Annotated in this window: 14 protein-coding genes and 1 pseudogene; 4 read left to right on the top strand and 11 right to left on the bottom strand. The window is 40.5% G+C overall.

What is annotated here, in order from left to right; all coding sequences use genetic code 11:
* Window positions 1–238 precede the first annotated feature (238 nt).
* Window positions 239–1,294, top strand: a complete 1,056-nt coding sequence (locus H6G89_RS01505; RefSeq protein ID WP_190503461.1) for a glycosyltransferase family 4 protein — start codon at window positions 239–241, stop codon at window positions 1,292–1,294.
* Window positions 1,295–1,556: 262 nt separating this feature from the next.
* On the opposite strand, the gene H6G89_RS01500 is transcribed toward H6G89_RS01505, so the two are convergent.
* The 9 genes from H6G89_RS01500 to hepC form a co-directional block, all read right to left on the bottom strand.
* Entirely contained in the window at window positions 1,557–2,864 is a 1,308-nt protein-coding gene (locus H6G89_RS01500) for a hypothetical protein (RefSeq protein WP_190503459.1), read from the bottom strand.
* A 96-nt stretch (window positions 2,865–2,960) separates the two neighbouring features.
* The gene (locus tag H6G89_RS01495) at window positions 2,961–4,358 is read right to left on the bottom strand and encodes an O-antigen ligase domain-containing protein (RefSeq protein WP_190503457.1); all 1,398 of its coding nucleotides are present in this window, start codon (window positions 4,356–4,358) and stop codon (window positions 2,961–2,963) included.
* Window positions 4,359–4,385: 27 nt separating this feature from the next.
* A complete protein-coding gene (locus H6G89_RS01490) occupies window positions 4,386–5,573 on the bottom strand; it encodes a glycosyltransferase family 4 protein (RefSeq protein ID WP_190503455.1) in 1,188 nt (395 codons plus the stop codon).
* 152 nt (window positions 5,574–5,725) lie between these two features.
* Window positions 5,726–7,237, bottom strand: a complete 1,512-nt coding sequence (locus H6G89_RS01485; protein WP_190503453.1) for a hypothetical protein — start codon at window positions 7,235–7,237, stop codon at window positions 5,726–5,728.
* Window positions 7,238–7,773: 536 nt separating this feature from the next.
* On the bottom strand, window positions 7,774–8,802 hold the full coding sequence (locus H6G89_RS01480) for a glycosyltransferase family 2 protein (protein WP_190503450.1): 1,029 nt from the start codon (window positions 8,800–8,802) through the stop codon (window positions 7,774–7,776).
* A 40-nt stretch (window positions 8,803–8,842) separates the two neighbouring features.
* Window positions 8,843–9,640 (bottom strand): DUF6817 domain-containing protein, encoded by a 798-nt coding sequence (locus H6G89_RS01475; protein WP_190503448.1) that lies wholly within the window; start codon window positions 9,638–9,640, stop codon window positions 8,843–8,845.
* Window positions 9,641–9,713: 73 nt separating this feature from the next.
* A complete protein-coding gene (locus tag H6G89_RS01470) occupies window positions 9,714–10,952 on the bottom strand; it encodes a glycosyltransferase (RefSeq protein WP_190503446.1) in 1,239 nt (412 codons plus the stop codon).
* A 50-nt stretch (window positions 10,953–11,002) separates the two neighbouring features.
* Complete coding sequence (hepA, locus tag H6G89_RS01465) at window positions 11,003–12,871, bottom strand: heterocyst formation ABC transporter subunit HepA (RefSeq protein ID WP_190503444.1); 1,869 nt, start codon at window positions 12,869–12,871, stop codon at window positions 11,003–11,005.
* Window positions 12,872–13,006: 135 nt separating this feature from the next.
* Window positions 13,007–13,789: a heterocyst development glycosyltransferase HepC gene (hepC, locus tag H6G89_RS01460; protein WP_339384468.1), complete on the bottom strand. Its 783-nt coding sequence runs from the start codon at window positions 13,787–13,789 to the stop codon at window positions 13,007–13,009.
* A gap of 737 nt (window positions 13,790–14,526) precedes the next feature.
* On the opposite strand from hepC, the gene H6G89_RS01455 reads away from it, so the two are divergent.
* The 3 genes from H6G89_RS01455 to H6G89_RS01445 all read left to right on the top strand — a co-directional run bounded on the left by H6G89_RS01455 (window position 14,527) and on the right by H6G89_RS01445 (window position 18,992).
* On the top strand, window positions 14,527–15,630 hold the full coding sequence (locus H6G89_RS01455; RefSeq protein WP_190503440.1) for a glycosyltransferase: 1,104 nt from the start codon (window positions 14,527–14,529) through the stop codon (window positions 15,628–15,630).
* 60 nt (window positions 15,631–15,690) lie between these two features.
* Complete coding sequence (locus tag H6G89_RS01450) at window positions 15,691–17,853, top strand: GumC family protein (RefSeq protein WP_190503438.1); 2,163 nt, start codon at window positions 15,691–15,693, stop codon at window positions 17,851–17,853.
* 74 nt (window positions 17,854–17,927) lie between these two features.
* Window positions 17,928–18,992 carry an SLBB domain-containing protein gene (locus H6G89_RS01445; RefSeq protein ID WP_190503436.1) on the top strand — a complete coding sequence of 355 codons (1,065 nt, stop codon included), beginning with the start codon at window positions 17,928–17,930 and terminating at the stop codon, window positions 18,990–18,992.
* 11 nt (window positions 18,993–19,003) lie between these two features.
* On the opposite strand, the pseudogene H6G89_RS36570 reads toward H6G89_RS01445, so the two are convergent.
* Window positions 19,004–19,183, bottom strand: a pseudogene (locus tag H6G89_RS36570) (IS4 family transposase); the annotation flags it as partial.
* A gap of 210 nt (window positions 19,184–19,393) precedes the next feature.
* Window positions 19,394–20,818, bottom strand: a complete 1,425-nt coding sequence (locus H6G89_RS01440) for a sugar transferase (protein ID WP_190503435.1) — start codon at window positions 20,816–20,818, stop codon at window positions 19,394–19,396.
* Window positions 20,819–21,418: the final 600 nt, after the last annotated feature.

The raw sequence follows: 21,418 nt of genomic DNA, 5'->3' as shown, positions 1-21,418 counted from the left end.
GATTAAGTAATCTTGTCTAAATTTTTAGAGAAAAACTACCGATAACTTATTCAGGGCACTTGGTTTTCTAGTAATCTAAAGGTTCATAGCACCAATAATATTTGGCAATATTTAGGTAGTGCTACTCAAAGGTGATACTCAATCAAATCTCTATCTAAAACTACTCTATAGTCCAGGTAGTTGTATAGATATTATCTAGTAAGTTAAAATTAACTAAGTACAATTCGAGGATTTCTTGATGCGAATTTTACATATTCTTAACCATGTCAAAGCGACTGGTAACGGGATCGTAAATGTAGCAATCGATTTGGCTTGTTTACAGTCTCAATTAGGACATGATGTAAGTATCGCTTCTGCTGGAGGAGATTACGAAGCAATTTTAACAAGTCATGAAGTTCAACATTTTCTCTTAAATCAATCCCGCACTCCGGTAAGTTTATTACTAGCATTAAAGAACTATCGAAGAATCATTCAAGAGTTCCAACCTGATATTGTTCATGCCCATATGATGACAGGTGTAGTCCTGGCATGTACTTTAAGAACAGGATTTAGATACGCTGTTATTTCCACAGTTCATAACGAATTTCAACGAAGTGCAGTACTCATGGGTTGGGCTGACAGAGTAATTGCTGTTAGTAAAGCAGTTGCTCTGTCTATGGCTCAGCGTGGTGTTTCTTGGGATAAATTGCGAGTCGTCAATAATGGTACCCTTGGTAGTCCCCGCACCAAACCACTTAAGGAATACCAACCTGTAACCCTACGACGCCCCTCCATTACAACCGTAGCCGGAATGTATCACCGCAAAGGGATAACTGAGTTAATTGATGCATTTGCTCAAATAGCTATTCAAGTACCTAATGTTCATTTGTACCTCGTTGGGTATGGACCTGATAAAGAAACGTTTGAAACGCAAGCTCAAGCAACACAGTTTACAGATCGCATTCACTTTGAGGGGTTTCAATCAGATCCTCAGCGGTATTTATTAGCGACTGATATCTTTGTTCTTGCTTCCCATAAAGATCCTTCTCCTTTAGTGATTCCAGAAGCTCGTGAAGCAGGTTGTGCGATCGTGGCAACTGATGTGGATGGTATTCCAGAGGCTTTAGATGATGGGCAAGCAGGTGTATTAGTGCCACCCCTAAGTAGTGAGGCTTTGGCGATCGCTTTACGGGATTTATTAGAACAGCCTGAGGTAATGCAAAGATGGAGAGAACGAGCCAAGCAAAATCTAGACAGGCTCAAAGTGTCTCGTGTGTGTGAGGAAACTTTGAGAGTCTATCAAGAACTAATCTAAGTTTCCCAAAATGCATTTAACCCATCCTCTTTAATTAATGCAAGATCTAAAGTTGCCGGGTTAATAGTAATTTTAGTACCTCGCCCCCAGCCAAGGGTTTCACCCGTTCGGCTGAGTACTCCCGTCGAAGCCTGCATCCCATCTTAACCAGGATGACTATAGCTATAGCAATCCTAAAAAGTTTGGGCAAGGTGGGGCGAAGCCGCTCCACCTTACCCAAACTTTTCTACAAATCAAATAAGAGCGCTATGTACTTCTAGAGTTAAGATTTATTAGGAACTAATTCTAAGATTAGAAGGTGATCAGGAATTTGCAAATTGATTTGAGATGGGTTTGAGTATTGTTCTAGAGCTTCTACAGAGTGTAATGGTTGATAAGTTTTAGCTTGACTGATACTCGTGTTTAGCGTTACAACTAAGTCTTTTTCCAAAACTCTAATATCTTCTTTAGATCGCAAATCATAACTAGAAACTTCTTGCCAGAGCATGAGATAGAAAGTTCCATTCCGTTTTTGTAGAAGAGTATGATGGATGTTTTCAGTATTACCGCTTATGGTGTAGTTTAAGGATTGAGGAGAAAAGGGTTGAAAGACATCCTGTGTTGTCTCCTGAAGCAAAGTAACTAAATTTTTGAGGGCAAGAAAAGAAGGTTTAGGTGAACCATCGTTGTTTAAAAGTCCATAGTGCCAATTATGGCGATCAAAATTGGGATCTGGCTTGAGGTCAATTAGCTCGTAAATATAAGCTCGCTTAATTCCTCGATTGAAATATTCTGGAAATAGACGGGAAATGTATTTTGCTGCCGCTATTTCAGAAACACCAGGTTGATGGTTGCGAACATCTTTGTCGTTGTGATAACCACACTCAGTAGCAATGATGGCATCGCTATTACACAATATTTTGGCGCTAGGAAGCCAAACTCGATCTAAGTTATGGCTGGGCATCCTTCCCCCAGCATAGCTATGCATATTACCAACTTCACACTGAAGATTTCTTATGTCAGAAGCCCTTTGTGGGCGACCTAACGAAGGGCTTAAAATTTCTAAGTGATTAGTTGCAGGATCATCTTTAAGTGCCTTATAGAGTTCAGACTGAAACTGACGTACACCCTCCGGAAAGTTTTTCCCTCCATACTGCAATTCAGGATTTAAGTCCCACTCATTTGGTCCTTCAACTGCTTCAAGCGAATCAGGAATTAACTTTGCAAGCGTGACCGCTTTATCAGGAGTCATCTCATCTCTTGGGTCAATAACTAATGTAGATTTGATACTTAATTCCGCTAAATCTTTTAATTTTTCTTGAGTTTCTAAATCATCTAAAGATATGCCATCACGAATATGGTGAATGCCTAACTCTTGAAGCCTGGATTTGATGATTTCATCATAATTGCCATAGGCTGTGTCTCCGTAGCTAAGATGAACAGAAACCCCAACCATATCTATAAAAGATTGAACACTGCGGGATTGTTCAACACTGATTTGGCTAGATAAAGAACAAGTAGAAACAAGAAATACAGAGAAAATGAAAAGGATAGGGTAAAGCTTTTTACAATTTAAAGACAGCTTTTTCATAAATTTGAACATAAAATCCTACTTCAAATATACTTTTCTTGTAATGAACATAGCAGTCCTAGATCATTTGGGATTGCTATAGTTGTATTAGAATTGTTAATTAGAAATCAATTGAGATTGATGTAAATAATATCGATGAGCAGCTAATCCCACACCTAAAAAGCCCCATAAAACTATCCCAATAGATCCTTCAAAGATAATGTTAAAGCCAATTTGTAAAAACGTACCTAACGCGATGGCGCGAGATGTACTAGCTACAGAATCAAAACGGCTTTCAGAGCCTTGAAATAATTTAAGAAACAGTAGGATAATTCCTGCAATGTATGGGATTGTTCCAAACCATCCGAGAGAAAATAGAATTGATAAGATACCACTATCTCTACTACCAATACTGTTGCTATTGATAGACATACCTAAACCTTTTCCAGTTAACTCAGTGAGAGCATCCCCCATTAGCTCCATATATCCTCTTGATCGATCTTGATAACTAGTATCAGTTGATGTATTTGTAAATGATTCCAAACGAGAGTTGATAACTGTAGAAAACGGCTCGATCGAGGCAACGGGAAGAATCAGAATCAAGGCAAGCAGAATTGTGATTACTAATCTTAGCTGTAAAGCAGACTTAAGAGATGGAAACAAAATCAGAAAACTTGCTGCCCAATTTAACCAAGCCGATCGAGCTAGGGATAGAAGAAAAGCTAAATAACCCGTCGCCATGCTCGCAAAACGTAAATTCTCATTATTGCTAAACAACAGAATTAGACCAGCCATCATCACAGCTGCAAACGGCTGTGGGGCATCCATAGTGCTACAAACTCGAATTCCTAGTGGTTCTGGATCGCCAAATGAAGATGCTTCAATACTTCTTAACCAGAAACGATCCCATTCAGGAGCGACAAAGTATTGATAAAGCCCATAAACACCCATCACTAAAACACCCCATAGAAAAGTTTTTTGAAGGTGTCGGCTATAAATAGGATATCTTTCCCAATGAATGTATAGATGAAACCCCAGAAGAATTGGATTAATCCACCCTAGAAAAGTAAGCACAGAGCTACTAGCTTCATTATTAATTAAACCTATAAAGAAGCCATAAAAAACTGCTCCGGAACATAAGATAAAGGGAAAAGCTTCCTGTTTCTTAATTCTTGGAAGATACTTGATTAAAGTGATGACAGAAATGAATGTTACAAGTGTTGAAACTAGCGTCCAGGGACCTGGTGTTAAATAACCGCTCTGATAATCAATCATGCGACGAATGACAGGAGCTAAAAACCACATCCACCAGGTAAAAGATACATAAAGAACAGGAGCCTGAAAATAGAGAAAGAAGCCTACTACAAGAGTACTTAAAGGAAACAGCGGAATTAGAATCCGACCTGCACCTGCTGATAAAAAAACTGTTAGAAAAATCGCCAGACCCAGAATCGCTATTGATCCTTTCCTATGCGAAGATCTGATATTGGAAGGATCAATTACTGGACTAGTCATGTCAATCACACTTTAATAATTTACTTATTATTTGAAGAAACTATAGGATTTATGTAAGGCAGTATTTTTTTGGTGTATTGTTGCCTCATAAGCACATAACCTTGCTTGAGCAATGGATTGCCAGCTAAAGTGTTGAGCAGTTGAGTAAGCATTACAACGCAATTGCTCTAAATACACTCGGTCGTTGATTAATCGTTCTAGCGCATTTTCGATCGCCTGACTATCGCGCGGTGGCACAACGATCGCATCATGCCCATCTCGTGCAATTTCCATCGGTCCTGGTGTGGAAGTGGTAATGGGAGCCAATCCACACGCCATTGCTTCCACCAACGCTTTGCCAAAACCTTCTGAAAGGGGTGGAAAAAGTTTAATATGGTATCCCCTTAGCAGGGTAGGTAGCTGATCATGCTGGAATCGAGGAATGACTTGAATTCGATCGCGCACCTCAGGAGCAAAATCCGCATAAACTTGCGCCACATCTTGACATTCAAAACAAGCTGTCCCAAAAAAAGAAACCTGTACGTTAGGATACCGTCTCAAAATACGGTTCAGCGCAGGAGCACTATAGTGAATCCCTTTACGAGGGATATAAGTACTAACTTGAGCAATCTTTAACGGGGAAGTTTTACTATCTGATAAAGGCTCGTAAGGCAACTTTAAAAAGCTGTCGGGAATACCATTTGGAAAAACATGAGCACGTTCAGGTTTTACGTTCAAACATTCAATTGCGTAGCTGCGTTCTTGCTGGTTCAATAGAAAAACTAAGTCAGCGCACTGCATGGAAGTTGCAACTTCCCACAACTGAATGCTACCTCGATAGAATCTATACTTCCAACTTAAGGTTAAATTACCAAGCCGAGCATCTTCTCGGTCGGCAAGATTCTTCAAATGTTCTAATCCGTGACTGCGAGTAACAAGCAGCGTAGGGTGATTATGAAAATGGCGGAGTAGCTTTGCCCAAAACCAAGCATCTCCGGTAGAGGCATCTATAACATCAAAGTGTTCTTTACGAGAAAGCTGCAAGATTTGAGTAGCTACAAATTCAGGAAATAGAAAGCGTTGAACTAAAGAGGGTAACTTTTTAGGTAACCTGTCCATTGAATAGTAATGTACATTGTGTCCTAATTTTCGATACTCCTCCCCAATGCGAAAAGTACTACCCGCCGCTCCTGAATTTGGATCAAGTTGCTCATGGATAACAAGCAGAATGTTCATAATTTAACCAGCGATTCCAATGTTCTAGCTGTTATGAGTGTGCTATCATGCTACCGATAATTTTTGCAGAATTAGAAAGCTCACAATCATACTGAGTTTCTGACCTATTCAGAAAATACCTATTAATCAAATATTTAATTAACAAAAAATCTTTACTTGTTCTTTTCTCCTGTCTGACCATGTAGATGGAGTAAACTCTTAAGTTGATTCTTAATTAAAGTCTTTAGGGTACGTAAATAGTAATCAGGAAGATGAATAGGGTACTTCAACAATTTAGGATAAGTCTGGCGAATTAAATCTTGTTGAATTTTTGAGCCAGTACGTTGCTCTTTAGACAAACTTAACACTAGTGAATAATTATAAGCAGAATTAAGAATAGGGAATCGTTCTAAGGGAGTCATATCATATAGCTGCTCCTTTGAACTAAGCCAACCCGCTTGTCCTTGTTCGAGGCAAAATCGGTCCTGCCAGTCTAGCCCCTCTTGAGGATACTGATAAATCCACATGAGCCAATCATAAATACCAGCCGTTGCCGAGGAATCTTCTGGCTCCCCATGAACAATAGCAATCTGTTTAGCGACTATTTTAGGATCATCAAGTGTAGTGGGAAAATCAGCAAATTCAGAGAACTCTCTAAATACTTCCCATCCATGACCTCCAATAGAAAGCCCTATGAGATCATCTCTAATACCATTTAGAAAAGGTTCAGCATCTCCTGATGAAACATGTTCAGCACTGTGTTCTATGAGTAGAAGTTTACGATTTTGACGAGAGTTACCTGGCTTTTGGCGTAGAAATGTATGTTTATAGCCACAAGTACGGGCTAATAGGGGAGGTAGAAAACGATCTGCCATCGATATTCGTGACATCAGCCGAGTAAAAGGATTTAGATTAATCTTGGCAGCGTGAGCGATCGCTAAAATAACGCGAGAATCTAAACCTGCTGATAATCCTAACCATAGTCTCCCATCTACTTCAGATACCAATCCCTCTAAAGTTGTAGTCAAACTCTGCTGTATTAAAAGCAGGGTCTTCTCATAACTTTGATTTGGGTTAATAGCTGGCATCAGCGGTCGTGATACGACTTGACCGTTTGAGAAATCAACAATTTGGCTTGGTAAAAGACGATTAATCCCAGCAAAACGTGAGCGAGGCAAGGTGAACCAGTTTAAGCCTTGTCGATACTGTAATCTTCTAGTATCTGCAATAAGCCTTTGGTTTACTTGCAAAACCCGAGTTAATAAAGATGGGCTACTTGAAACCCAAGTGAAATCAGCGGGTGATGTGTTGTAGAAGCAACCTAGCAAACCGCTTGCATCCATATGAACTTGATGATTACCAGTGAGTACCCACCGACCAGCCCAGTATGGGTACAAATTTGGAACATCCACAGTTCTTGATTGGGAAATCTCCTTTAATGGAGAAGGTCGATCAAACTGCGTTTGAATGGCTCGTCCTAATAAGCACCACAAAATACCATCAGTGTCATATACACAGTTAACAGGTAGGGATGGACAGTGGGATAACCAAGCAGACGAATTAATTTGATGCGTGCACCAATTATCGAAAACTTTTAGAGGATTTGGACCAATAATAAACTGGCGGCGATGAGGATATAGCATACTTTGAAAGTATTCAGAGCTTTCCGGAGTTCTAAAGTACATCGCTTAAGAAAAAGATCCTTTTACAGGCATGGTCAAATGTTACTGAACTAAAAACAGTTGTTTTGTAGTTTTCACCTGAGTTAATTAGTGACATTAGTGGTTGTAGTATGACTTAGTAATGAGATATCCAAACAAACGAATTAATTGGCACATGAAGCAATTGTCAATTAATGTAGAAGAACTAAAGCAACACTAATTGGTAGCAACGAGCAGTTAACACGTTTCTTAAATAGCTGAGAGTCTTAGAAAACTCCCAGAGTTTCATATGTCAGTTAACCTTTTTGAGGTGATTGCACCCCTCCCTCTTTAGCAAGACCTAAACGAAAAGAGTATGTTTATTCCCTTTAGCTATAGACACAACCACTAAACTATTCCCTCTTAGCCCACTTGTAATTACTACTTTTAGTTCAAAGCTTTTACTACTCTTGTCAAGGCTAGACCATTCATTTGTGTCTGATATTTAAGGTTCATGCTCATAAACCTCCTTCAGATGAACTGAGTAAAAGCTGAGTTTTTGCTCAGTTCATCTGAAAAAACTAATTCTCAAGAGGTTTAATATTTTTTGGCAAAGATGCTGAGCCGCGCAGTCGTCTACTTCTAGCAAAGTATATGCCTGTGATATAGCCATTGAAGACTTTGTCGGCAACAGTCAATATTTTCCTCACTACCCGGTAACCTAACTTAGAATTGAATGAAGTAATCAACGGATTAATAATTGTTTGCCTCCGCCGCCAACCCAGCTTCCTATATTTAGAAAAGAAGTATTCGTTCTCTGACAAATTCCATTTATCGCGTAGATGATGCAGACTCTTAAGAGTCCAATCATCACTCCAGCGAAGCATGTAAAAATATACATCAGTTGTTTCAAGAGGAGGACCTGGTACATAAGTAACAAGACAATCTGGTTCAAAATAAACTTCGCCGCCAGCTTGAGCAACAGTCATACAAAAGTCAAGATGCTCTTTCGTATTCAGCATTTTTTCATCTAGCAATCCGATTTGCTCAAAAATTGCAGTTCGCACTAAAACACAATGAAATTCTGCCAATTCTGTCTTCACTCGTTTTAACTTGGGCTTAACCTCCATTACTTGCTGCCCTTGCTTGTACATCTTCTCTCGAAGTAGCCTACGTCCCTTTACATCAGTGACAATATGAGATTCTCCACCAGCAAAATGAACTTTTTGGTGGATAGGAGTACCCTCACAAGTCAAAGGACCTACGACTGTAGCTCCCGTCTCTTCGGCACAGTTAACTAAAGCACTTAGCCAACCTGGTGTAACTACAACATCATTATCAACAAACACTAAATATTTTGTGTTGACATACTGTAGTCCAATGTTTCGAGCGTGGTTTGGCGAAAGGTAATACTCTGTCCGTATCAGCTGGAAGCCTTTTTCTTTAGCTTGGTTTTCAAGAAAAAGGCGAACCTCTTCAGGTGATTTTCCATCTACATAAACCAAGTTAAAGGGTAAGTCAGTATGCTCATAGATACTCTCAAGAGATTCTCGAGCACAGCTAAAACGTTCACGGGGAACAACAACGAGAGTGACAACGGGTTCTTGCATAAAAATCTCCTTTAGTTCAAAAGACGATTGGTTAAATCAATTAAGATGAAAAAACAGAAAAAAGTTTAAAGGATAAAACTTTAATCTTTCGTATGAACTGAAGTGAATATCCTTGCACCTTATAAGGACTTACAAAGTAAGAAGCACTTTGATTATTCTCATCATATAAACCTTGAGGAAAATTCAAACTGTTGTTTTCCTTGAAAGCGATATCAAGTTCGGCTGCCAAATTTGGATATCCCAAGTTTACTGCTATGTTTACTAGAGATATATGAAAGACATGAGAATATTTTTCCTGCTTATCCTTTCCACAATGAAGAAGCCCAAAATCAAGGCGTTCTTCAAGCTCATTCGCTAAGCGAATGACTAAAGTATTGCGCTCCATTGAGTTAAGTATATCAATGTTTTTATGAGTAAGTGTGGCTTTCTTTAGGTTAGTGAAGCTAAAAATATATTCCTCAGTTTCTACGCCAACTAAGTTCACAATTTTTTTACGCACTAATTTCGGAACTCGTCCTTTATAGAATGATCCTAAGTTTCCGTGTGTGTATATCGCATGGAGTAACCCAGCTGAAACCACTGACGTAGGCATATTCATGCTACCTAAAATGCTGGCGGTACCGATTAGGTGAGAGATGAACGTTTTCCCAGAGGGACGAAACCAACCTGAAAACAAATCTAAAGCCAATCTATAGCTATTCATGATGCTCTTTAGAGCGTCCTCAGAATAACCAGAAGCACATAGCTGATTAAACAATTGGATGTTCGTCTGAGCATATTTTTTGCTCAACTGGCTGGTTGGAAAATGAACTTCCTTGGATGTTTGGGAATCAATCATTTTATTTATTTGCCGGAATAGTAGTAAGGAAAATCCAGTAAAACTCTCAGACTAATCTCCTAATATCTCCTTGTCAGGGAAGTTTTGAAGCTAAGAGATCTTGATAGATTTCAACAAGCTCGTCATTCAATTTATTCATGTCATACTTTTCCTCTACACGCGCACGACCAGCCAGTCCCATATCTTTCCAAATCTGTGGATTTTTGATCAAATAAGATAGTTTCTCTACTAATGCATCAACATTCCGTTCAGGCACTAAAAAACCAGAAACCCCATCTTCAACCAGTTCAGGGATCCCGCCATGTAAGGTGCTGATAACAGGCAAACCCATTGCCATTGCTTCTTTAAGTGTGTTCACAGGTGCGTCTTGATTACCATCAGAAGCCGTTACACTTGGAGCCACAAAAATATGGCACTTATCCAAAATCGCAATTAGTTCTTGTTGTGGTTTTCCTCCTAGGAGCTTAACAATGTGACTAACATCAAGCTCCTGAATCAATTTTTCAAAATCTTCCTTAAGGGGACCATCTCCAATAATATAAAATTCAATTTTAGGGTGACTTGCAGCAAGTCTAGCTACAGCCCGAATTGAATACTCTGTTCCTTTCTTTTCAACAAGACGACCGATCGTAGCAATACAAACTTTTCCATTCTCTGGAAAGTAACGTGGTGAAAAAGAAAATTTCTGACAATCGATCCCAGAACCATGAACAACTATTTTTTCCTCATTACAACCCAACTTAAGGGCTCTCTGCCTAAAGAAATCGCAGTTCGCCAGAAAGAAACTTGCCTCTTTAAAGAGTTCATCATAGACATGATTCCCATTCTCATAAACATAACGACTAATATCATTACCTCTAAAAGTTGTAACCAACTTGCCTTGCAATAAACCTACTTTTTGAAGGCGTAATCCGACCAAACCTAACGTACCAAATTGACAATGTACGATGTCGTAAGGTTCGCAGTCTAATAGGGAAATCGCTTTATAAATTAATCGTAAAGAGTAAACTGGACGTAGAACATTGAGCAATGGTAAACAAGCTTGAGATCCCCGGTGGAGATTAGTCAGGATCAGTACGATCGCTTTCAAAATACGAAGAACTGGATTTCTAGGAACTGGATGAGGATAATGAGTTCGGGCAAGAAGATTATAGGTTTCCACTGCGGGATGAACCTTAGACATTGTTTCAGGCGGTCCATCTAAGGTATGAATGTGAACTTCGCAACCTCGATCAATTGAACCTATGATTTGATTGAGGATGAAAACTTCTGATAGAACTGGAAAGCGCCCAACTAAAAATGCAACTCTCATAAAAATCTTTCTACCTCTGGCTGGGATTGACACAAGTTTCAAGTATTAATCTAAGTACCCACATCCTCATATTGCATTTGATGGTATTTCCATAATTTTCCTTGTTGTGAGAGCAACTCCCGATAGTTACCCTGCTCTACAACTCGCCCTTGCTCAAGAACAACTACTTTATCGGCTTGGGTAATAGTTGAAAGACGATGAGCGATCGCAATTACTGTCCGACCTTTCGACAACTTCTCAATCGATTCTTGAATCAAACGCTCAGAAACTGAATCTAAAGCACTCGTCGCCTCATCTAAAATTAGAATTTCGGGATCTCGTAACAGTGCACGAGCGATCGCAATCCTTTGTCGTTGTCCACCTGATAGCCGAACACCGCGATCGCCTAATACTGTATCAAACCCATGAGGAAGTTCTTGAATAAACTCCACTGCATTGGCAAGTTGAGCTGCTTCCCAAATCTTCTGATCTTCTACATTCTCTAAAGCGTATGCAATATTGTTACGAACGGTATCATTAAAGATGAAGGTGTCTTGACTAACAACAGCAATCTTGCGACGTAGTGAATTAATCTCAAGCTGACGTAAGTCAAGACTATCTACTAGGATTTGACCTTTTGTAGGATCATAAAATCGTGGAATTAGGTCTACCAATGTTGATTTACCTGCTCCAGATTCACCGATCAGTGCCGTCGTCTTACCACGCTCAATCGTCAACGTAACGTCATGTAAAATAGTGTGCTCAGAATCATAGCCAAAATCGACTGACTGAAATTCAATTGCTCTTTCTAACCCCTCAAACTCTATCGCCCCATCTTGTAGATAAGGTTTATCGTCAGTGCTTAAAACCTGTTTCAGGTTAACAATTGATCCATAGAAACTGCTGATTTGTGCCCTGGCTCCATTTAACTGTTTGACAATTGGCAACATCCTAAACAGGATAAATAAAAATGTTAACAGTGATGCGATTTGTAGTTGACCATCAGGAATCAAAATCGCAAATGCTAGAATCATCATCACTATGATGATAGTTGTCGCAGCAGCCTCTGATATAGGCTCTACGAGTGATTGAACCGAAGTAGATTTTGTGGAAGCTTTCAGTAATTCCTGATTTGCATGATCAAAGCGGCGTTGTTCAAAATCTTGAGTAGCAAATGCATGTACTGTCCGAATTCCATTAATGAACTCTACAGCAATAGAAGTATATTGACCACGAGTAATTGACTTTCCAAAACTAGCTTCCCTCACTCGTCCTAGCAATGTCGAGACGCCTACTGTCAACAGCGCAAAGAGCATGACAGATATAACAGTAAGCTGCCAGGAGAGTAATAACATTGAAATAATATAAACGAATAAAGTAGAAGCCCGAATCAGAACAAAATTGATTAAGCCAACCGCTTGCATTATCTCCTGGATTTCAGTAGTGATAACATTAACCAATTCCCCAGAACGAATTTGTGCAAAATACTTAAGAGACAGTGACTTTAACTGGGAGAACAGTCTTAAACGCAAATGGTAAGCCAACTTGAACTGAGCAATTTTGCTGTAAAGGTTACCTAAGTATGTAAAACTTGCTCGCATCAAAGTAATTAGCAAGATTACAACAGATATACGATACAATCGCTCGGTTGATGACGTGCGAATACCTAAAACCCAAACATCAAACCATTTAATCCCAGTTTGTACTGGGGTAGCATTCGGGTCAGTTAGGCTTTGCAAAAATGCGAGGAGTGAACCAATTCCAAAACCTTCAAAAGCAGCCGCCAAAAATGTAAAGACAAGTGCCAGCACTACGACTCTGCGAAAATATTTAATCTCCCTCAACAAAATTGCATTATCCTTCCAAAATGTTGTTGCTTTTAGTAAAGCCTGTATAGAAGGAGGTAACCTTAATTGGCTTAAGAAAGAGTTAGTAGGCATTGGGGACAACTAGTTGACAATGTATGAGGCTTTATTGATTAATCATTCAGAGTCCAGCAAATCTTTGAATAGGTCTTAACTGAAACAGACTTCAAAGAATGATATGGAGTACTTACCACCTTAGGTCAATGAACATTAAACAATAGGTGTGATGTCCATAGCCTTTGAATGGTTGACAGTTCCCCAGTATCCTATAACACCAGGTAAAGCTCTAAGCTGATATCGTTGTTTTTGGTCTAATGAGGCAGCCTCATCTAAAGAGTAAGGGTGAGTTCCAAAAAGGTTCATCTCCCCACGTAGAACGTTGATAAGTTGAGGCAGTTTATCCAGACCGCTTTGACGTAACCACTGACCGAATGGATAGGAGTTGCTATTTTTGCTGTTTGTAGTGCGAAATTGAATCAATTTAAAGAGCTTACCGCGTTGTCCTACAGACCAGTGACTATGAAAAACACTTCCAGGTGAGCTGAGCTTAATAAGTACGCCTAATACAGCCATGGTTGGCATGAGCATCAATAGCAACGTTGCAGAAACACACCAATTAATCATGCACCACAGCTGCCATTGAGGTGAGATCTGCCGCTGAACAATATCTTGAGAAATTGGTGTTTGAAGCAGAACAATTTTATTGGCCTGTTCACAGGCATCTGCCCAAACCTTCAAATTAGATGAACCTAAATCAGGATCAAGGCTTACTAATTTAACTTTAGAATTCTTCAAACAATCCCTCAACCACGACTCGCTCTGAAGAGCAGGCACCTGTGATTTAGACTCCTGAGTATGCTTGACCCACAGTACACTCTGTCTCCAATGCAGGCTTGAGTGAGATAGGGAATTCGCTAGTGTCTTCGGCTCTTCTAAAAGCGACTCTGGAAGAATGACTTGTACTGTTGTTAGAAGGATTCTGGAAGCTGTCATCGTAGAGTAAGGAATAATTGAGGAATAGGAAACTGTATTTTAAAGATACAAGCAGCAAGCATCAGCCATTTATCCGTTCAGTGTTTCTGCTGAAAGCTTAAAGTAAAAACTACACCCTATACTGACAATAGTTACTTAGGAGATGTAATTCAAGTAGCACTTGGCAAACTTCGCTTAGACTTTACATGACTATGAGATGTTCCCTGCCCAACACAGGATTATTGGGATCGCTAATTGCTTAAATGCTTTACAGTCAAAAGATTCCAGCAAATCAAGAGTTGAGGAATACGACTAGTTGTTGATGTCATTCTTCTAATGGAGATAATTGATCTAAAGCAAGATGAAGATAATATGAAGACACGAAGTACGGGTGTTTTTTTATCACTACATGAGTAATATCAGTAATTAATGGAGTGCATCGAATTACTTATCCAACAAGCCAACAGAGTAGATCTTAGATTTCTATTCAAAGTTTCAGTTCAGGTATTGCTGCCAATTCATATAAGTGTTATTGCTTATCTTTTATAGATAGCACTGCTAAGGACTAATACGTTTATCGTTCTTGATTACTGCAACTACCTCTAAGTCTTGACTACAAGTGAAAAAGTTGATCCTAGCTAAAGAGAAGATATAGGGGTTTAAATCCATTCTTGCTATGTCAACACTGAAATTGATAGCTGGTTTTATTAAGGATGTGATAGTTAGTTGCTGAGCAACTATAAATATGGAAGATAGCTATGAAAATTGCCTTGGTTCATGATTATTTAACTCAACGGGGAGGCGCTGAACGAGTTTTCGAGCTCCTTTGCAAGCAATTTCCTGATGCTGATATTTTCACGTCAATATACAGCCCAAAGACAACGATCGACTTAAGCGATCGCATAGTTTACACGACTGACCTACAACGTATACCTGGTTCAGCAAAATACTTTAGGCTACTAGCCCCTCTCTACTTTGAAGCATTTAGAAGATTAGATTTCAGTAGCTATGACTTGATTATTAGTAGTACTAGTAGTTTTGCTAAAGCAGTCCGTAAACGACCAGAAGCCAAACATATTTGCTTTTGTCACAATGTCACACGTTTTTTGTGGGACACAAAAACCTATTTGAGAGAATACGGAAAGTACAGAAAGTTCTATCCTGCGCTTGAGAAGATTTTTCAGTACATGAGAAAAATTGACTTGGGATTTTCACAGGAGCCTGATATTTACATTGCTAACTCTACAACCGTTGGCGATCGCATCCAACGCATCTATAACCGGCCAGCATTTGTAGTAAACTACCCAATCGACATCAGTAAATTTATATTCTCAAACCAAAAAGATAACTTCTTTTTAGTGTCGTCCCGTTTACTCAGTTATAAAAGAGTAGATTCAATTGTAGAAGCTTTCAACTGGCTAGGGTTGCCCCTCATTATTGCAGGAGACGGACCAGAGAGACAGCAGCTAGAAGCTAAAGCCCTGAGCAATGTTCAATTTTTGGGCTATGTTAGCGATGCAGAACGGACTTACTTAATGTCAAAAGCTCGTGCTGTGATTGTCGCAGCTCTTGAGGATTATGGCTTAGTTCCAATTGAAGCGAATGCCAGTGGTACACCCGTGCTTGCTTTTGGAGCAGGGGGAGTGCTCGATTCTCAGGTTCCAGGAGTGACGGGGCTTTTCTTTAATCGCCAGACACCGGATGCCATTCAGTCAGCCGTTTTGAATTTTAAGACGATAGATTGGGACTATGAAAGAATTCGTAATCATGTTTTGAGCAATTTTACTGAGGAAGTCTTCTTCAAAAAAGTAGAAAAGATTGTTAGTGGTGCATTTGATGGTCAACAAAGCCAAATTTTTTGATGGATTGAGGGTGCTACGATCGAGTGATTTGTAGTTATAGTTATTTACCTATTTTGAGCTGTGGTATACCAAAATAACTCTAATTCCGCTGCTGAGTCCGATTTTGGCTACGGCAAAATACTGGCAATTTTATTGCGGCGTCGTCTCTGGTTTTTAGTGGTATTTGCTAATGTCGTTGCTATAGCTGTCGTTTCAGCACTGCTGGAAGACCCTACCTATGAAAGCACGATGCAATTGTTAGTGGAGCCTAACTATCAAACCTCTCAGAATCAGCTCGGAGCCATTGGTGACCAACCTCAAGCAGATAGTGAAGAAGACTACGCAACTCAGCTTAACCTGATGCGTAGCCAACAATTTCTACAAAAAACTGTAGAGTCCCTAAAAACTCAATACCCCGATTTAGAAGCAGGAGATATTTCGCGCTCATTAGAGCTATCACAGGTTACAGAAGAAGAGACTCAAACTAAGATTTTCAGGGCTGTTTATACCAGTGATGATCCAATTAAAACGCAAGAGGTACTTGAGGCACTTCAGAAAGTTTATTTGGAGTACAACCTGCAACAACAGGAACTCCGTTTAAGTAGAGGTCTAGAAGCGATTAACAAGCAATTGCAAGAAGCCCGTGAGGATCTAGCTAATTCTCAAGGAAACCTGGAAGGTTTTTTGCAACGGCACGCTTTAATTCAACCGGATCAACAAGCATCTGCCGTCATTGAAGCCTTGTCTAGAGTTCAGCAAGAACAACAGACGACACGTGCTCAATATGAAGAGGCAAATGCTCGGTATGGTGCTCTCCAGCGGCAAATAGCCCTGACACCTCAGTCAGCTCTTATCTCGGCTCGACTAAGCCAATCCCCTCGTTATCAGTTTCTGTTAAGTGAAGTGCAGAAAACAGATGTGGCGTTGGCAGAGCAACAAGCCATTTATACGGACGCCGACCTTAACGTACAAGTTCTGCTCGATCGCCGTCAAAATCAGCTTCGCTTATTACAAGAAGAAATTGCCCGAGTAGTTGGATCTGCTAGAGAAGCAATAGCGAATGAAAATCAAATCTTGCGCTTAGGGCAACTGAGTGAGACGGATTTAGAATTAGTAGGTCAATTAGTAGAACTACAAACGAATCTTTTAGGACTCAGGGCACGTAGCCAAAGCCTTGCTACTGCGGAGCAGCAGTTGCGATCGGAACTAAGTCGTCTCCCCAGCTTAATTGCTGAATATGAAAGATTGCAGCCAGAGGTTGAGAGTGAACGAACTGCAATTCAGCAACTCCTAGCACTTAGGCAGGAACTGAGTGCTCAACTGACTCAAGGTGGTTTCAACTGGCAAGTGGTAGAAGCACCCGAATGGGGAAGAAAGATAGCTCCTAATCCAAGAGTAAGTCTTTTAATGGGTATTGTGATTGGGCTGTTTTTAGGTGGTATCGCCGCCTTTATACGTGAGGTAACCGATGATGTCATTCATACACCAGAAGATTTGGCTGCACACGTCAAACTTTCCTTATTAGGTACTCTTTCAGAAGTATCTTTACCGTCTCGAAAATCTCCTATTCCCTTTCGCAGGACACAGTCTCAATTATCTTCAAGTAATTTGGTTCAAAAATTGACACTACTACGTGAACCAATTGACTTTATTTATAAAAATATTCAGCTTCAGAATCAGAACTCGCAATTTAATTCGTTAATTATTACCTCAACCTTACCCAATGAAGGTAAATCTACTGTTGCGATAGGTTTAGCTCTAAGCGCGACTCGCTTAGGTCAGAGGGTACTACTTATTGATGCGAATCTAAGGAGTCCTGCCATTCAACAATATTTGCAGTGCTCAAATGAAAAGGGACTGTCGAATGTATTAGCAGATCCATCAATGGAATTACGCCCTACTCCTATCTCAGTCTGCGGAGTTAATATTGATCTCCTGACGAGCGGACCTTTACTAGAAGACTCAGTGCGTTTGTTGAGCTCCTATCAAGCCAAAGACTTGATGCAGAAATATGTTTCAGAATACGACTTGGTTATCCTAGACACTCCACCCGTTTTAGGCTCAGTTGATACCCTGCAAATAGCCTCTATTTGTGACGGTGTTTTACTGGTTGGACGTATAGATCACATCACCAAAGCCGAGTTGACCCAAGCTGTTACTTTGTTGCAGAATTTCAACGTGATTGGTGTGCTAGCCAATGGCTCTAAAGAATTTAAAGGAATTGCTACGTCTATGAAGTCATGAGGAGCTTGATTTAGCCTCTCATGATTTTGAACATTGTGTTTATATCACTCCCTATTTCTAGTTTGGAAAGGTGTATGAAAAGGTTTACGGATTTTGTCAAAAGCAGTGTGCCCGGTGTAACGGTTATCCTGGTAGCACTTCTCTCTCATCCATCTGTGATTGCAACTGCTCAAACCTTACCTAGTGGGAATGAATCATCAACTAACACCGCTAATTCTGAGCAGTGGCAAACCGCTTATGTTTTAGGAGCAGGCGATCGCATCCAGGTGACTGCTTTTGAAGCCCCTAACTATAGTGGGGAATTCTTAGTTTTACCGGATGGCTCTATCAACCTCCCCCGTGTTGGAAATGTTGCAGTGCGAGGGCTGACACTGGAGGAAACTGCTAGTGAAATTTCTAGACATTACGCTGTTTTTTTACGACGACCCTCCGTAACGATCAATCTCATTGCTTTAAGACCCGTCCGAATCGGAATTGCAGGAGAGGTTAACCGTCCTGGAACTTACGCACTGAATGCGGCAGGAGATGCAGGAGGAGAAACTGTATTTCCAACTTTAACCGAAGCAATCGACCTAGCAGGGGGTATTACAGCGAGAGCAGACTTACGGCAAGTTCAAGTGCGTCGGCAATTAATCAATGGAGAGAGTAACACCATTTATGTTAGCTTGTGGGATTTGATCCAAACAGGTGATTTAAGCAAAGATGTAATTCTTCAAGGGGGAGATACGGTTCTCATCCCAACTGCACAGGCACTCACCCCAGCGGAAGCCGTTCAATTAAGTACTGCCAGTTTTGCTCCAGATACGATTAGAGTTTATGTTGTTGGAGAAGTGGTGGAGCCTGGAGCAGTTGAAGTTCCACCCAATACTCCCCTTAACCAGGCGTTGTTAGCAGCGGGAGGGTTTGATCGACAAAGAGCCGCAATGAGAGCCGTCAACTTAGTACGTCTAAACCCTGATGGGACAGCCTCTCAACGTCGAGTAGAGGTCAACTTCAACCAAGGGATTGATGAAGAATCAAACCCCATATTAGTAAATAATGATGTTATTGTTGTTAATCGTTCTGGCATAACCCGGTTTACGGATGGAATTAGCCCAGTTCTCAACCTGATTGATGATATCTTCGGCTTTTTCAATTAAGTAATGGTTATTTAAGTACAGGACAAAAATTGTAGAACATCTCGAAAATCATTCCTTTTCTGCTCCAAGTTGAATCCAATCTGGTGAAGATGATCCAAGCCATAGCGAAGAATACTCTTGGCTTTGCGCCCATGTTTTTTGATCGTCAATGGCTTGAGTTGATGGAGCCATTGTCTAGTGAGGACAACCCAGTATTAGACGACAATGCAGATGACGGGTGACGACGATGCCCTTGGCGGGTTGTCATCTTACAGAGTTGAGATCGCAAGTGCAGCCTAGATCGCAAACCGCGTCTCCAAATAGAAAGACACTATTGGGCAATTCCTGTGGAAAAGGAGACGCCAATAGTGCCTGGAAAAACAATTAAAAGTTATCAACTACGGATATACATGAATGGACCGTTAGTAAGCTCCTGTTTTTTGCAGAACAACTCTAACTGTTTGCAGAATGATCCTCAGATCTAACCAAATTGACCAGTTGGAGATGTAGTAATTATCTAGATTGAGAACATCATCAAAATTGGTAATATCCGATCGCCCCGATACTTGCCACAGTCCTGTAATGCCGGGCAGCACTTCCTGACGGATAAAGTGTTTCTCCTCAAATTTTTCTACATCTCTAACAGGTAAGGGACGTGGACCCACAATGCTCATCTGCCCCACTAAAACGTTAAACAGTTGTGGTAACTCGTCCAAACTATAGGCACGCAAAAACCTACCAACTTTCGTAATGCGGGGGTCGTCCTTCATCTTAAAGAGAACCCCATCTTTCATCTCATTTTGGGCTTCTAACTTAGCTTGCAACTGAGAGGCATTCTGCACCATCGTGCGGAACTTCCAGACCTTAAACTCACGCCCATACAGACCAATCCGAGTTTGACGGAAAAAGATCGGACCAGGAGAATCGAGCCTGATGAACAGTGCGATGAGTAAGTAGATGGGTGACAGGATCAGAATCGCCAAACTGGAGCAACAGAAGTCAAAGCAACGTTTCATCCAGTAATCACCGCCGACAATTACCGGTACTGGTACGGTTAGTGATGGAATTCCACCAATCGTCCAGGATTCTGATTTTGGAAAGAATGAGTTGGTATCCGTGGGTAAAATTCTCAGAGTGATACCAGCGGTTTGAAAATACCAGCAGACATGCAACCGCTTTTGAATCGCACGCCATGAAACAAAGGCTTCCGCAATACCCATCTTACGGAGAGACTCAAATGTTTTCTCTCGATTTTTCTTATCTAAACAGCTGGAATCTGCTACACCAATGACGTTGTAGCGGTTCTCCTGTTCAATCAGTTTAAGATTCTTTTCCTGGTGTTCTACCTCGGAGATTAGAAACACTGGATATCGAACAGCACCTCGCTTTCGGATAGCCTCTAGCCCAGCATCAACCACCCATCGACCGATACTGATCAACAATAAACTGAGAAACCAGGAAAGAAGAAAAGTTGAACGGGAAATATAGGCTTTCGGCTCCAACAAAAATGCAATTAATAGCAACAAACCTTCTGATAAAGAGATTGCCTTGATTAACCCAAAATAGTCGCGGCGAGAGTTACCCGCCTTGTATAAACCCCTTGCTGTAAGAATACTAATTTTGATTGCAAGAATCAGTGGTAATAACTTGGCATCAATTGTCCAGGCAGATTCTATGCGAGTTCCAACAGTGACAGCTAAATACCAAGCCACCACGATAGAGAGAATATCTGCGAGTAAAAGTATTGCGACTCTACTCCACCCAATCACAAACCCTTTCCGAAAGTGAGTAACTGATGGCGATCGCAAATCTGCGTTCAAATTAACGGGGGATGACATAAAAGCCATAGCATCCTTATTTCCTAAATCTCTGTAGTTCTCTGCAATTCAAGCGTTGACTGTACTTGCACAACCTCAGAGATGCCCCTTTGACATAAATTAAGTAGACAAAATCTACATGGGTATACTCGCTCACTTAAAGCTTTTAATCTTAAGGAGCTATGAGATCAGTTCCTTTATCAACTCCAAAATCAAAGGAACAAATTGGCAATGATTACCATCTACACAAATATCATTTACAGCAAGTGATGATAGAACAGAGCAAAGGGGTGAAACTCGTGACTAGAGGTACCCCCTAAATCTCCCTGTCTTAAATACCCTGACAATTGCTGTCAGTAAGATGCCTCAATATCTGTTTGGTGACGCTCTTAACCCTGTAAGCCTGCTCTAGGGATACATCCGTAAACTGTACGGACAGGTTTAGCAGACCAGTCTTCAACCCATGGATTAGACGGCAAATACTGCCCCTACCTAATATCGAACTTATTTAATTCCCATCCCTATGGGATAAAACCTTAACGGCTTCTAATGGGTAGATGGATCCGGATACTTAGTAAAAATTCTGTGTAGTGCGGGGGTAGGTAGAGTGCCCGAATAAGAATCACTGAG

Source organism: Oscillatoria sp. FACHB-1407 (genome assembly GCF_014697545.1).
In the GTDB taxonomy this organism is placed as follows: Bacteria; Cyanobacteriota; Cyanobacteriia; order Elainellales; family Elainellaceae; genus FACHB-1407.
The sequence above is the reverse complement of the archived record's forward strand: the minus strand, read 5'-3'. Positions and strand labels throughout refer to the sequence as shown.

What these genes read in the sequence shown, in the direction of transcription:
- H6G89_RS01505 (WP_190503461.1), top strand. Translation starts at nt 239, where the DNA reads ATGCGAATTTTACATATTCTTAACCATGTCAAAGCGACTGGTAACGGG.
- H6G89_RS01500 (WP_190503459.1), bottom strand. Translation starts at nt 2,864, where the DNA reads ATGAAAAAGCTGTCTTTAAATTGTAAAAAGCTTTACCCTATCCTTTTC.
- H6G89_RS01495 (WP_190503457.1), bottom strand. Translation starts at nt 4,358, where the DNA reads ATGACTAGTCCAGTAATTGATCCTTCCAATATCAGATCTTCGCATAGG.
- H6G89_RS01490 (WP_190503455.1), bottom strand. Translation starts at nt 5,573, where the DNA reads ATGAACATTCTGCTTGTTATCCATGAGCAACTTGATCCAAATTCAGGA.
- H6G89_RS01485 (WP_190503453.1), bottom strand. Translation starts at nt 7,237, where the DNA reads ATGTACTTTAGAACTCCGGAAAGCTCTGAATACTTTCAAAGTATGCTA.
- H6G89_RS01480 (WP_190503450.1), bottom strand. Translation starts at nt 8,802, where the DNA reads ATGCAAGAACCCGTTGTCACTCTCGTTGTTGTTCCCCGTGAACGTTTT.
- H6G89_RS01475 (WP_190503448.1), bottom strand. Translation starts at nt 9,640, where the DNA reads ATGATTGATTCCCAAACATCCAAGGAAGTTCATTTTCCAACCAGCCAG.
- H6G89_RS01470 (WP_190503446.1), bottom strand. Translation starts at nt 10,952, where the DNA reads ATGAGAGTTGCATTTTTAGTTGGGCGCTTTCCAGTTCTATCAGAAGTT.
- hepA (WP_190503444.1), bottom strand. Translation starts at nt 12,871, where the DNA reads ATGCCTACTAACTCTTTCTTAAGCCAATTAAGGTTACCTCCTTCTATA.
- hepC (WP_339384468.1), bottom strand. Translation starts at nt 13,789, where the DNA reads ATGACAGCTTCCAGAATCCTTCTAACAACAGTACAAGTCATTCTTCCA.
- H6G89_RS01455 (WP_190503440.1), top strand. Translation starts at nt 14,527, where the DNA reads ATGAAAATTGCCTTGGTTCATGATTATTTAACTCAACGGGGAGGCGCT.
- H6G89_RS01445 (WP_190503436.1), top strand. Translation starts at nt 17,928, where the DNA reads ATGAAAAGGTTTACGGATTTTGTCAAAAGCAGTGTGCCCGGTGTAACG.
- H6G89_RS01440 (WP_190503435.1), bottom strand. Translation starts at nt 20,818, where the DNA reads ATGGCTTTTATGTCATCCCCCGTTAATTTGAACGCAGATTTGCGATCG.